A 12,289-nucleotide genomic window follows, 5' to 3' on the forward strand; every position below is an offset into this window, starting at 1 on the left:
CTGACAGGCTTCGCAAGCACTATCCGCAACTGGTCGTCACTGTCGGCTCGAACGATCCGGCCGGGTTCGCGATCCTGGTCAATGCGACGCCGCTCGGCATGAAGGCAGGCGATCCCTTGCCGATGGATGTCGCGCGCATCGCGCCTTCGGCCTTTGTCGGGGAAGTGGTGATGAAGCAGGAGATCACTCCCTTCCTGGCCGCTGTTCGCGCCCGCGGCTGCGCATTCCAGATCGGTGTCGACATGTTGTTCGAGCAGATCCCGGCCTATCTCGAGTTCTTCGGATTCCCCACCACGACATCGGAGGACCTGCGCTCGGTCGCACAGCTCGGCTACGAGGAGACGCGCTCATGATCCCTTCCATCGCCACCGTCTGCGTCTCCGGTACGCTTCAGGAGAAGCTCGAGGCCATTTCGGCTGCCGGTTTTCGTGCCGTCGAGATCTTTGAGAACGACCTGATCGCCTTCCCGGGCTCGCCGACAGAGGTGCGCCGGATCTGCGGCGATCTCGGGCTCGCGATCGTGACCTGCCAGCCGTTTCGCGATTTCGAAGGCATGCCCGATGCGCGGCGGGGGCGGACATTCGACCGGGCGGAACGGAAATTCGACCTCCTGCAGGAGCTTGGGACCGACCTGCTCTTCGTCTGCTCGAGTGTCTCGCCCGAGGGCTTGAGCGGCATCGACAGGCTCGCCGGCGATTTCGCCGAGCTTGGCGAGCGGGCCGCCAAACGAGGGTTGCGCGTCGGCTATGAGGCGCTGGCCTGGGGGCGTCATGTCGTCGACTATCGCGATGCCTGGGAAATCGTGCGCCGGGCCGGCCGCGACAATGTCGGCATCATCCTCGACAGCTTCCACATCCTCTCGCGCGGGCTCGATCCCGCCAGCATCGGCACCATCCCGCGCGACCGGATCTTCATGGTGCAGATGGCGGATGCCCCCAAGCTGCAGATGGATCATCTCTCCTGGAGCCGCCACTGGCGCTGCCTGCCGGGGCAGGGCGATCTCGATCTTGCTGCCTTCATGAGGGCGCTCGCGTCGACTGGCTATGACGGCGTCCTGTCGCTCGAGATCTTCAACGACCGATTCCGGGCCGGCTCTGCCCGCTCGGTGGCGCTCGACGGCCATCGGTCGTTGCTCTGGCTGCTCGACGAGACGGCACGGGAGCTCGGCCGGCCGGTGCCCGGCGCGGTCGCAATGCCGGCGCCTGAGCCTGTCGAAGCGGTCGAGTTCATCGAGTTCGCCATCGCCGAGGCCGAGCGGCCGGGCTTCCAGAGCCTTCTGAGCGCGCTCGGATTCAGCCGCGTCGGCGCGCATCGCTCCAAGGATGTCGATCTCTGGAGCCAGGGCGATATCCGCATCGTGCTCAACAGCGATATCGACGGTTTCGCCCATAGCTACCAGATCACGCATGGGACCTCGGTCTGCGCGATCGCGCTGAGGGTTGCAGATGCGGGCGCGGCCACAGAACGCGCGACGGCCCTGCTCGATGTGCCTCATGCCGGCGCGGTCGGGCCAGGCGAACTCGACATCCCGGCCGTGCGCGGCCTTGGCGGCAGCCTGCTCTATTTCCTGGATCAGTCTTCCGCCCTTGGACGCTGGTCGGAGGTGGATTTCGAGCCCACCGGCGCGAATGGCTCAAGCGCCGGATTGGTGGGGGTCGATCACATCTCGCAGAGCATGCAGTATGAGGAAATGCTGACCTGGCTGCTGTTCTACTCGTCGCTGTTCAAGACAACGAAGACGCCGAGCCAGGCGGTGATCGATCCAGGGGGCGTCGTCCAGAGCCAGGTCATCGAGAGCGGGCTGGATGGTCAGGCCGGCCATGGCCTGAGACTCATTCTCAACGGCTCGCAAAGCCACCGGACGCTGTCGGCCCGCTTCATCACCGATTTCTTCGGCTCCGGCGTGCAACATATCGCCTTCGCCACGAATGATATTCGGGCGACCGTCGAACGGTTGGTGGCCAATGGCGTCGCCATGCTGCCGATTCCGGAGAACTATTACGATGACCTCGAAGCGCGGTCCGATCTGCCTCCCGAGGAGATCGATGCGCTAAAGGCGCTCAACATTCTCTACGACCGCGATGCCGGCGGCGATTTCTGGCAGGCCTATACCGCGACGCTCGATGGCGGGTTGTTCTTCGAGATCGTCCAGCGCAATGGCTATGGTGGCTATGGTGCGGCCAATGCGGGCATCCGCCTGACCGCGCAGGCGCGCCTGTCCCGTCCGATCACCGTGCCTGCGCCCACCCATGCATGAAGGCGCTGCCATGACCACACCCTGCATCATCACTGTCGCGATCACCGGCTCGCTGCCGACCAAGCGCGACAATCCCGCCGTTCCGATCACGATTGCCGAGCAGGTCGAGTCGACGCAGGAGGCCTTCGAGGCGGGGGCGACGCTGGCGCATTGCCATGTCCGCACCGACGAGGGCACGCCGACCTCCGACCCTGAGCGCTTTGGCCGCCTGCTCGAGGGGCTGCGCAAACATTGCCCGGGCATCATCGTGCAGCTCTCCACCGGAGGGCGCTCTGGGGCGGGCAGGGAACGCGGGGGCATGATCCCGCTCAAGCCGGACATGTGCTCACTTTCGACAGGCTCATGCAATTTTCCGACGCGGGTCTATGAGAACAGCCCGGATCTCGTCGACTGGCTGGCGGCGGAGATGCTGACTCACGGCGTCAAGCCCGAGATCGAAGCCTTCGATCTCTCGATGATCTTCAAGGCTGCCGAGATGGGTATCGCGGGCGCGATCAAGGGGCCCCTGCATGTCCAGTTCGTGATGGGCGTGAAGAACGCGATGCCGGTCGATCGCGCTGCGTTCGAGTTCTACATCGCGACATTGAAGCGGCTGGCGCCCGACGCGACCTGGACGGGCGCCGGAATCGGGCGCGACCAGATCACGCTGAACCGCTGGTCACTCGAACTCGGCGGTCACTGCCGGACCGGGCTGGAGGACAATGTCCGCCTCGATCGCGACACGCTCGCGCCGTCCAATGCCGCCCTCGTGAAGCGCATCGCCGAGATGGCAGGCAGCTATGACCGCCACGTGGCGTCGGTCGCAGAGGCGCGGGGTCTGTTGTCGCTGCCGACGGCGTGAGGCCGCGGCTAGTCAAGCTCCCGGTTGACGCTCCGCGACGTGGGGCGGAGCAGCATGTGTTTGTCCCAGGACAGCATCGCGGTGGCCGAAGAAGGTGCCGTAATGGCCTTTGGCGAATTCGGCGGCCGGTGCGGGCGTGAGGACCGCCAGGAAATTCGCCGCGCTGGGCAAGGCCACGAAGCCAAGATCCTTCAACTGGTCCGCCAGCCAGTCGCGGCCGTCCGCGGTCCTGCTGAGCAGGTCGGTGAGATAGGCGGGCTCCTTCAAAGCCGCTTCGGCTCCCGCCAACGCCACGGCGTTGACGCTGAAATTGGTGCGGATCTTGCGATAGGCATCAGCCAGCGCCGGTGAGCCGACGATGCCGTATCCGACGCGGATGCCGGCAAGACCGAATGCCTTCGAGAAGGTGCGCGTCGAGATCCAGGGGCCGCTGCGGCGGCGCAGGATGGCGAGCACGTCGGGCCCGCCGGCATGATGGCCGAACTCGAAATAGGCCTCGTCGAAATGCAGCAGGGCATGATCCGGGACGCCGGCGACGAGTTGCTCCACATCGGCCTCGTCGAGCATGCCGCCGGTCGGGTTATGCGGCGAGGCGACGAAGACGAGGCGTGTCCGGTCGGTGATGGCGCCCAGGGTGCCCACGACGTCGACGAGGCCATCGCGCCGGTTCGGAACAGATACGAGCTTTGCGCCGCGCATCGCGGCGCCCTTGGCATAGGCTGGAAAGCCAGGATGCGGCGCCACCGCCTCGTCGTCCGCGTCGAGGGCCAATTCGGCGCTGGCGAAGAGGAGTTCGTTCGAGCCGGCCCCCAGCACGATCTGTGCTGGCGGTACGGCAAGGCGCGAAGCCAGCGCTTCGATCAGCGAGGCGCCGTCATGATCGGGGTAGCGGTTCACCTGGCCGGCGGCGGCGCACATCGCCGCCACGACACTCGGAGCGGGCGGCTCCGAGGACTCGTTGAGATGCAGGCTCACCGGCGGCGGTGCTCCCTCCATGGGGGCGGGGGTGCGGCGCGCCGGGACGTTCYGCAGGCGTGCGATACGCGGAACCGGGATGACGGTGGGGTTCGACACAGCTTTCTCCGTCGTGGGCGCGGCAACGCGGATGGTCAGCGTACCGGCGGCGAATATTGCAGACCGCCCTTGCTCCAGAGATTGTTCAGCCCGCGCGCGATCCCCAGCCGCGAGCCCGCGCCGACATTGCGGTCGTGGGATTCGCCGTAATTGCCGACCTGCTTGACGATCTGCATCGCCCAATCGTYCTTCAGGCCCATTGGCTCGCCGAACTTGCCCTCGCTGCCAAGCAGGCGGCGCACCTCGGGGGAACCGGAGGCGGCGAGCTGGTCGGCATTGGCCGAGCTGACGCCAAGCTCTTCCGCAGCAACCATCGCAAAATAGGACCAGCGGACGATGCTGTTCCAGGCCTCGTCGCCCTGCCTCACGACTGGACCGAGCGGCTCCTTCGAGATCAGTTCGGGCAGGATCACGAATTCTGCCGGGTTGACCAGCTTCAGCCTGTAGGCCGACAGCGCCGAGACGTCGTTGCTGAAGACGTCGCAGCGTCCCGACTCGAAGGCCTTGGCGGCCTGATCGCCCGATTCAAAGCTGACGGACTCGTACTTCATCCCATTCGCGCGAAAGAAGTCGGCGATGTTCAGTTCCGTGGTCGTACCGGTCGGCACGCAGACCGACGCACCGCCAAGCTCCTTGGCGGAGCCCGCATTGAGTGACTTGCGGATCATGAAGCCCTGGCCGTCATAGTAGTTGATCCCGGCGAAGCGCAGACCGAGTTGCGTGTCGCGCGAGAGCGTCCAGGTCGCCTGGCGGGAGAGCACGTCGATTTCGCCGCTCTGCAGCGAGACGAACCTGTCCTTCGGGCTGAGGGGGATGAACTTGACCTTGCTTGCGTCGCCCAATGTGGCGGCGGCGACGGCCCGGCACAGGTCGACATCGAATCCGGTCCAGCGACCGGCCTCGTCCGGGACGGAGAAGCCCGCCACACCCGGGCTGACGCCGCAGAGCAGCTGACCGCGCTCGCGGACCTTTTCGAGTGTGCCGGCCTGGGCGGAAACCGCCAGCGCCAGAGTGAAGCCCAAGGCCGTGGTCAAGCGAGCGTGCATGTGATGGTCCTCCCCATTTGTCTGTGGTGGTGGGCGATCCATCGGCCGACCACAACGAGGTTCTTTGTTCGTTTCATTGCTTGAAACGACGGGCGCCGCACACGCCATTTCACAATGCGAAATGCGCGGAGATCGCCATGCTGCGCCGGTGCCGGATGCGATGATGGCGCATCCCAGCCGCTCGATCCCGTGCCGAGTCCATGCAGAACACGCCCTACAATTCCTTCCGGCGCCGCTTGCTCGATCGCGAGTCCTTGATCGGCAGCTTCATCAAGACACCGACCGGCCACGCCATCGAGATCCTCGGCGCAGTCGGCTTCGACTTCGTCGTCATCGACCAGGAGCATGCCCCCTTCGATAGGGGCTCTACCGATGTGGCGCTTCTCGCGGCCCGGGCCGCCGGGGTCGCCGGGGTCGTGCGTGTTCCGGTGCTTTCGCATGACGCGATCCTGTCGGTCCTGGATTGCGGCGCAGTCGGTGTCCTGGCGCCGCATGTCTCGAGTGTCGCGCAGGCCCGTATCCTTGCTGCCGCCTGCCGCTATCGGGGCGGTGCGCGCGGATTTTCGGGCGTGACCCGGGCCGGCGGTTACGGCGCCTTGAAGATGTGGAACCATGTTGATGCGGCCGACGCCGCCACGGCCGCCATCGCGATGATCGAGGATCCCGCTGCACTCGAGGAGATCGACGCGATCCTCGCCGTCGATGGGCTCGACGCCGTCTTCATTGGCCGCGGCGACCTTACGGTTGCTTTCGGTGCGCCGACACGGGACGCGCCTGTGGTCCGCGATGCGGTGGACAGGATCATCGCCGCAGCGAAAMGGGCGAACAAGCCGGTCTGCGTCATGACCGACGACGCCGATGAGGCCGCCGATTTTGCCGAGCGCGGTGCAAGCGCCTTCATCGTCTCGTCCGACCAGGGCTTCCTGAGGAAGGCGGCCGGCCACGCGTTCAGCGAGATGTCGGCGATGAAAACCCGTGCTTCTCAGGCTGCAGTCGGCTGAACTGGAGAGATTCTCGATGTTCCACCCCACCGACCCCCGCGCCAAACTCGCGACCGGGGCGCCTGCCAAGGCTTCGCCCGTTTCGTCCTATGCCGGCGCGGATTATGCGCGCTTCTATGCGCAGGAGCCGCAGGAGGCCGGGTCCGATGCCCGCACTTGGATCGCGCGCGGGCAGAATTTCATCGTCGCTTATTCGGAGGTGCGCGCGGGGGCGAGTCTGGCGCGCATCGGCCATCCGGATGAGTATTGCGTGATCCTGCCGGACGCTGCCATGGGCGCGTCGCTCTCTGCCCGCGGGGAGAGCCTCGCCTCGCCGGGCTCATCCATCCTGTTCGTGCCGCCCGGAGATTCCGAGGTCACGGCAGCCAGTGATGGCCGCGTCATCCGGATCTTCTCCACTGCTGCGACCGATCTGGCGGCAGCCTGTTCCAATGCCTCGTCCTATGCCGAACCGCACGCCAATGTCGCGCTCCTGGAGCCTTGGCCCGAGCCGCGCGGGGGCTGGAAACTGCGGCGCTACAGCCTGGAAGGCGAGGGGGGCGAGAGCCGCTTCGGCCGGATTTTTCGCTGCACGACGCTGATGGTGAACGTGCTCGACCCGCGGCTCGGGCTGCGCGACATCACCAAGCTCTCGCCGCATCACCATGACGATTTCGAGCAGGGCTCACTCGTCATCGACGGCGCCTACATCCACGATATCCGCTGGCCCTGGACGCCGGATATGAGGATCTGGCGCGAGGACGAGCACGAGTTGATGGCGGCTCCGTCGCTGACGGTCATCCCGCCGCCTTCGATCCACACGTCCCGGTCGGTGCTGCCCGGCCTGAACCAGATGATCGACATCTTCTCACCGCCACGCATGGATTTCTCGGAAAAGCCCGGTTGGGTGATCAACGCCGCAGATTATCCAATGCCCGGCGAAACGCCCTGAGGACTTCAGCATGCTTCTCGACAAGGCCCCCCAAACCGACCGTGCCCGGCAGGTCGCGGATCTGCTCGTCGGTGCGGTCGATCTGCACTGTCACAGCGGCCCCGCCGCGATGCCGCGCATCCTCGACCATCATGAGGCCATGCTCGACGCTGCCTCCGCGAAGTTCCGCGCGCTTGTCTACAAGGACCATTTCTACCTCGGTACCTCGCATGCCGTGATGTTGGAGAAGCTCTTCCCCGACAATGGCTTGAAGCTGTTTTCCGGCGTGGCGCTGAACAATGCCTCGGGCGGGTTCAATCCGCATGCCGTCGACCATTGCATCAAGATCGGCGGCAAGATCGTCTGGTTGCCGACCCTCTCGGCCGCGAACCATATCGCGGTCCTGGCGTCAGGCGCCGTCAAGACCTTCCCCAAGACCGCAGGGAAGATGCTGGATGCGCTGCCGCTCACCGCACTCGATGCGAGCGGCACGGTGACGGACGCGGTCAAGCAGATCCTCGACCTGATTGCCGAGGGGGACATCGTTCTCGCGGGCGGCCACCTCCATGCCTCTGAACTCCACCTCGTGTTCGAGGAAGCGCGTGCGCGCGGCGTCCGCAAGATGATCGTCAACCACCCGACCTATATCGTGGGCTGCACGGATGCCGACATCCGCCAGCTCGTTTCGCTCGGTGCCTATATGGAGCACTCGATCTGCATGTTCGTCGAAGGGCGCTCGAAGAAATACGAGATGTCCGACCTCGCTCATCTGATCGAGGTCGCCGGTGTCGAACGCACCCTGCTGTGCTCCGATCTCGGCTTGCTCGGTTCGCCACGCCCGGTCGATGGCTACCGCGAGATCGTCGGTGGGCTGCTCGACCTGCAATTCGCGGAGAAGGACATCAGGACCATGATCGGCGGACATGCGGCGGCATTGCTGAATCTCGACGACGTTTCGCCGGGCGCTGTCTGATCCCGAGCATGCAAAAACCCCGGGTKAGCGGTAGCGCTCACCCGGGGTTTTTCTTTGCGGCGAAGGTTTAGTCGAGGGCGATCGCAGCCGTGCGGATGACCTCGCTCCATTTGGCGATTTCCTGCGCCTGGGCTTTCCGGACGACGTCCGGTCCGCCGCCGAGCGAGCGCACGCCGATCGGATCGAGCTTCGCGCGGCCCTCCGCGCTCAGCACATAATCGTTCACGATCGTGCTGATCCGGCGTGAGATCGGCTCGGGAAGGCCCTTGGGACCAACGATCGCATACCAGGAGGAGGCGTTGACTCCCGTCAGTCCCGCTTCCGACAGGGTCGGCACATCGGGCAGTTGCGGCGCCCGCTCTTCGGCCGTGACTGCGAGTGCGCGGATGGCTCCGGATTTCACATGTGGAATATAGGGCGGAAGGAAATCGACGGCGACATTGACGATTCCTGCGAGGAGATCGGTCGCAAGCGGCGCAGAACCGCGATAGGGCACATGGGTCATCTGGAAACCGCCCTTGCGCTGGATCAGTTCGCCGGCGATGTGCCCCATCAGGCCGAAGCCCGGGCTTCCGAATGTGAGCTTGCCCGGATTGGCTTTGCCGTAGGCGATCAGCTCGGACAGTGTCTTGACTGGCAGGGAAGGGTGCGTCGCCACCACAACCTGCACATCTCCGATCATGGCGATCGGCTCGAAATCGACGAGCGGGTCGAAGCTGAGTGTCTTGTAGAGCAGCTTGTTGGTGACGAGCGGCCCAGACGAGGAGACGAACAGCGTATGCCCGTCGGGGGCGGCGCGCACGACGCTGGCCGCGGCGAGGTTTCCGCCGGCACCAGGTTTGTTTTCGACGATGAAACCTTGCCCCAGCTCTGCGCGGAGCCTCTCCGCGAGCAGGCGGGCCACGACATCGGTGGCCGCGCCGGCCGGGAAGGGCACGATGATGGTCACCGGCCGGGCCGGCCAGCTCTGACCGAGCGCGCCCCGCGTGCTCGCCAGAGCACCGAGGCCGACGAGCGACGCCGCGAACGCGCGGCGAGAATACAATGACATGGTGGCTGTTCCTCCGGAGCGGCAACCGATCGTTCGGCGCGGTTGTGCCCCGGAACTATGCGCGGCTTCCTGGCGACGGAGGTTGGGAAGGCGGCCTATTTCTCATCCTGAAACGCGACGCCCATTGATTGCGACAGCGCCTTGAGTTGCGTCTCGATGCTTGCCGCCGCCTTCTTCAGGGGATGGATGATCCGCGCGCGATCATCGGGCGTCGCCACGACGGACCGGAAGAAGGTGACGCCGAAGGTCGCGAGCACGCGCTCGCCCAGCATGATGGGAACGGCAATCGTCGCAGACGTGCGCGGCTCGACGGCAGGGTCGCGCTCGGTGTAACCGCGCCAGCGTGCCTGGGCGATCAGCCGTTCCAACTCCTCGTCGCCGAGGCCGCTGTTCTCGGGGGCCGGGGAAGCCAGCATTGCAGAGCGCACGATCGTGCGCTCCTCTTCGGGACAGAATGCGAGATAGGCCCGCCCGAGCGCGCGCCCTCCCAGGCTCAGCCGATGGCCGAGGGTTGCGTGGAACGGGGAAATCGGGCTGTCGGGAATGGTGCTGAAACGCACGATCACGGCGTCGTAGTCGAGGACACAGACGGCGCAGGGCCATTTGATTTGCCGGGTAAGGGCCGTCGCCCAGGGGCGCGCGGCCTCGATCACCATCGGCGCACCGTGGAAGCCGGCGCTCAGCCGGTTCACACCGGAAGTCACCTGATACCCCCGCACACGGCTGTCGCGCATGACATAGCCGGTGGCGATGAGCGTTTCGAGGAGCCGGACGATCGTCGGCTTGGGCAGGCCGGTTCGCCGGTGGAGATCGCCAACCGTCGCCAATCCGCTGCGGTTGATTTCGGCGAGAAGGTCGAGCGCCTTGACGACGGACTGGACGGGARTGAACGAGGGCAAGAGGCGGTCCCAGCCAGACGGATTGTTATGCGTGATGCTGGGGCACCCGCCTGCTCGACGCCAAGGAGACCTGCTGCCCGAAGCGATGTCAAACGCTGGTGTCAGCCATCGAGCGTGAGGACGACCTTGCCCACCTGTTCGCCGGCGTCCATCAGGGCATGGGCCTCCCGTACATCGCGCCAGTCGAAGGTTGCGCAGATGTGGTTGCGAATACGCCTGCTCTCGAGCAACGGCCAGACATGGGCGACGAGCTCCGACGCGATCCGCCCCTTATAGGCGGCAGGACGCGGGCGCAGGGTCGAACCGGTCAGGGTCAGGCGACGCCGGACGATGTTGCGGACATTGACTTCCGCCATCTGGCCGAGATGGCTGGCGATCAGCACGACGCGGCCGTCGGGCGCAAGCAGCTGCAGCTGCTTCTCGGTGTAGGGGCCGGCCTGCGCGTCGAGCGCGACGTCGACCTGCTCTGCGCCGATTGCCGCAACAATCTCGGCCGCCCAGTCCTCGCGATAATTCACTGCGTGATCGGCGCCGATCTCCCGGCAGATGTCGAGCTTCGCGGCTGTCCCTGCCGTTGCGATCACGCGGGCCTGCCGCAAGCTCTTGGCGATCTGGATCGCTGCCATGCCGACGCCGCTGGTGCCGCCTTGCACGAGCAGCGTTTCACCTTCCGCGAGCCGTCCAAGCCAGATCACATTGTTCCAGGCGGTGAAGAAGGCCTCGGGCAGTGCCGCAGCTTCGGTGAAGCTCGCTCCCTTCGGCATGGGCATGCACTGAACCGCGGGCACGGCGCAGAGCTCGGCATATCCGCCGCCATTGGCGAGCGCGCAGACTGCGTCACCCGCCCTGGGCCATTCCACCTCCGCGCCGACGGCTTCGACGATGCCTGCAACGTCGAGGCCAGGCAGGTCGGTCGCGCCGGGCGGTGGCGGATAGAGCCCGCGCCGCTGCTGCACATCCGGGCGGTTCACGGCCGCGGCCCGGACCCGGATGAGGACGTCATTGGGGCCAAGCGCAGGGGACGCGCGCTCGCAAAAGGCCAGCACCTCCGGCCCACCGGGCCGGGTGATCTCGATCGCTTGCATCAGTGTTGCTCGTCGACGGGGGAGATGGGAGCCCGCAGGGCCTGCAGGATCTCCGGCAGGCGCGCCTGGGCGGAGGTCATCAGGCGCTCATAGATGGAGTTGCCATGGGCATCGATCGCAACCGTCACCGGTCCGAATCCTCCCAGCCTGACGCGGTTCAGCCGGAACTGCATGATCAGGTCGTTCCAGGCGCTGTCGAGGACCTCTTCGACGCCTTCGCTGAGCAGCGCCGACGCGCCACCGACGAAGGAGAAATAGACGCAGCCGACCTCGCGCATGGCGTCAGCGCTTTCGCGTGACAATCCGCCCTTGCCGCCGACGGAGGTCAGGCCGAGCTCCCGGATCAAGGTAGGCATCAGGCCGTTGAAGCGGCTCGAGGTCGTTGGATTGACATAATGGAGGCGTCCCGGCCTGCCATCCACTTCGTCATAGCTGACGCCCATATGGAAGAATGCGCTGCCCCGCATCGGTGTCGGCATYTCGCGACCGGCCGCCACCTCGGACACCATGCGCTTCTGCGTGGGCATGCCGACTGTCGCCACCGCGTCGCCATCGAGCAGGAAGAGATCGCCCAGCTTCAGAGCCCGAGCCGCGGCAGGTGTCAGCGGCAGCTTCAGGCGGGGCAGGTCGAAGGAGCTCATTCGATCCGATCCACAACGCCTGAATTGTGGATCTTCGCGCGCGTCCGCCGGTTGATCCAGCAATTGAAGGAGACTGCGACAGGGGTGAAACCGTGGCCTGACGCGTACTCGACATGCACACCGAAGGTCGTGGTCGAGCCGCCGACGCCCATTGGCCCGAAACCGGTCTGGTTGACCGCCCTTGTCAGGCGCTCCTCCATATCGGCAACCATCGGCTCCGGATTATGGTGGCCGAATGGCCGCAGCGTCGCGTCCTTGGAGAGCTTGGCGGCATGGTCGAAGGTGCCACCGATGCCGACGCCGATCACCACGGGAGGGCAGTGCTGACCGCCGGCACGCATGACCATCTCGAGGATGCAGCGTTCGATCTCATCGAGGCTCGGGCTGACCAGCGTCTCGATCGCAGCCCAGCGGCCTCCGCCGAGCGCCTTCGGCGCGCAGGTGATATCCATGTAGTCGACATCGCCAAGCAGGTCATAGGAGACCAGCGGCATGTCCTTGCCCTTGTAGC

Annotated in this window: 12 protein-coding genes and 1 pseudogene; 6 read left to right on the forward strand and 7 right to left on the reverse strand. The window is 65.7% G+C overall.

Going from position 1 to position 12,289, the window contains the following annotated elements; translation table 11 throughout:
• The 3 genes and pseudogenes from AC1D34_RS29025 to AC1D34_RS29035 all read left to right on the forward strand — a co-directional run.
• Positions 1–353, forward strand: a pseudogene (locus tag AC1D34_RS29025) (shikimate dehydrogenase); the annotation flags it as partial.
• Positions 350–2,257: a bifunctional sugar phosphate isomerase/epimerase/4-hydroxyphenylpyruvate dioxygenase family protein gene (locus tag AC1D34_RS29030; protein ID WP_441508025.1), complete on the forward strand. Its 1,908-nt coding sequence runs from the start codon at positions 350–352 to the stop codon at positions 2,255–2,257. The pseudogene AC1D34_RS29025 and the gene AC1D34_RS29030, both read left to right, overlap by 4 nt.
• 10 nt (positions 2,258–2,267) lie before the next feature.
• Positions 2,268–3,098, forward strand: coding sequence for a 3-oxoadipate:acetyl-CoA acetyltransferase (locus AC1D34_RS29035; protein WP_441508026.1), 831 nt, complete (start codon positions 2,268–2,270; stop codon positions 3,096–3,098).
• A 12-nt stretch (positions 3,099–3,110) separates the two neighbouring features.
• Here the strand turns inward: AC1D34_RS29035 and AC1D34_RS29040 are convergent, their stop codons facing one another.
• Both AC1D34_RS29040 and AC1D34_RS29045 read right to left on the reverse strand, forming a co-directional pair.
• Positions 3,111–4,172 carry a pyridoxal phosphate-dependent aminotransferase gene (locus AC1D34_RS29040; RefSeq protein WP_476826078.1) on the reverse strand — a complete coding sequence of 354 codons (1,062 nt, stop codon included), beginning with the start codon at positions 4,170–4,172 and terminating at the stop codon, positions 3,111–3,113.
• Positions 4,173–4,207: 35 nt separating this feature from the next.
• The gene (locus AC1D34_RS29045; RefSeq protein ID WP_476826079.1) at positions 4,208–5,218 is read right to left on the reverse strand and encodes an amino acid ABC transporter substrate-binding protein; all 1,011 of its coding nucleotides are present in this window, start codon (positions 5,216–5,218) and stop codon (positions 4,208–4,210) included.
• 200 nt (positions 5,219–5,418) lie between these two features.
• Here AC1D34_RS29045 and AC1D34_RS29050 point away from each other — a divergent pair, with 200 nt between their 5' ends.
• Genes AC1D34_RS29050 through AC1D34_RS29060 form a run of 3 tightly spaced genes read left to right on the forward strand, consistent with a single transcriptional unit; the run spans position 5,419 to position 8,102 of the window.
• Complete coding sequence (locus tag AC1D34_RS29050) at positions 5,419–6,219, forward strand: HpcH/HpaI aldolase family protein (RefSeq protein ID WP_441508029.1); 801 nt, start codon at positions 5,419–5,421, stop codon at positions 6,217–6,219.
• 16 nt (positions 6,220–6,235) lie between these two features.
• Complete coding sequence (locus AC1D34_RS29055) at positions 6,236–7,150, forward strand: cupin domain-containing protein (protein WP_441508030.1); 915 nt, start codon at positions 6,236–6,238, stop codon at positions 7,148–7,150.
• Between the two features lie 10 nt (positions 7,151–7,160).
• Positions 7,161–8,102 carry a DUF6282 family protein gene (locus AC1D34_RS29060; protein WP_441508031.1) on the forward strand — a complete coding sequence of 314 codons (942 nt, stop codon included), beginning with the start codon at positions 7,161–7,163 and terminating at the stop codon, positions 8,100–8,102.
• Positions 8,103–8,169: 67 nt separating this feature from the next.
• On the opposite strand, the gene AC1D34_RS29065 is transcribed toward AC1D34_RS29060, so the two are convergent.
• The 5 genes from AC1D34_RS29065 to AC1D34_RS29085 form a co-directional block, all read right to left on the reverse strand.
• Complete coding sequence (locus AC1D34_RS29065; protein ID WP_441478970.1) at positions 8,170–9,153, reverse strand: Bug family tripartite tricarboxylate transporter substrate binding protein; 984 nt, start codon at positions 9,151–9,153, stop codon at positions 8,170–8,172.
• Between the two features lie 95 nt (positions 9,154–9,248).
• A complete protein-coding gene (locus AC1D34_RS29070) occupies positions 9,249–10,052 on the reverse strand; it encodes a DNA-binding transcriptional regulator (RefSeq protein WP_476826080.1) in 804 nt (267 codons plus the stop codon).
• 101 nt (positions 10,053–10,153) lie between these two features.
• On the reverse strand, positions 10,154–11,137 hold the full coding sequence (locus AC1D34_RS29075; protein WP_441508032.1) for an NAD(P)H-quinone oxidoreductase: 984 nt from the start codon (positions 11,135–11,137) through the stop codon (positions 10,154–10,156).
• Positions 11,137–11,778, reverse strand: coding sequence for a fumarate hydratase C-terminal domain-containing protein (locus AC1D34_RS29080; RefSeq protein ID WP_441508033.1), 642 nt, complete (start codon positions 11,776–11,778; stop codon positions 11,137–11,139). The genes AC1D34_RS29075 and AC1D34_RS29080 overlap by 1 nt, the downstream gene beginning before the upstream one ends.
• Positions 11,775–12,289 (reverse strand): fumarate hydratase (locus AC1D34_RS29085; protein WP_476826081.1); only part of this gene is annotated, 515 nt, incomplete at its 5' end. The genes AC1D34_RS29080 and AC1D34_RS29085, both read right to left, overlap by 4 nt.

The organism is Allobosea sp. P1_A7 (assembly GCF_056406775.1).

What these genes read in the sequence shown, in the direction of transcription:
- AC1D34_RS29035 (WP_441508026.1), top strand. Translation starts at nt 2,268, where the DNA reads ATGACCACACCCTGCATCATCACTGTCGCGATCACCGGCTCGCTGCCG.
- AC1D34_RS29030 (WP_441508025.1), top strand. Translation starts at nt 350, where the DNA reads ATGATCCCTTCCATCGCCACCGTCTGCGTCTCCGGTACGCTTCAGGAG.
- AC1D34_RS29060 (WP_441508031.1), top strand. Translation starts at nt 7,161, where the DNA reads ATGCTTCTCGACAAGGCCCCCCAAACCGACCGTGCCCGGCAGGTCGCG.
- AC1D34_RS29055 (WP_441508030.1), top strand. Translation starts at nt 6,236, where the DNA reads ATGTTCCACCCCACCGACCCCCGCGCCAAACTCGCGACCGGGGCGCCT.
- AC1D34_RS29065 (WP_441478970.1), bottom strand. Translation starts at nt 9,153, where the DNA reads ATGTCATTGTATTCTCGCCGCGCGTTCGCGGCGTCGCTCGTCGGCCTC.
- AC1D34_RS29075 (WP_441508032.1), bottom strand. Translation starts at nt 11,137, where the DNA reads ATGCAAGCGATCGAGATCACCCGGCCCGGTGGGCCGGAGGTGCTGGCC.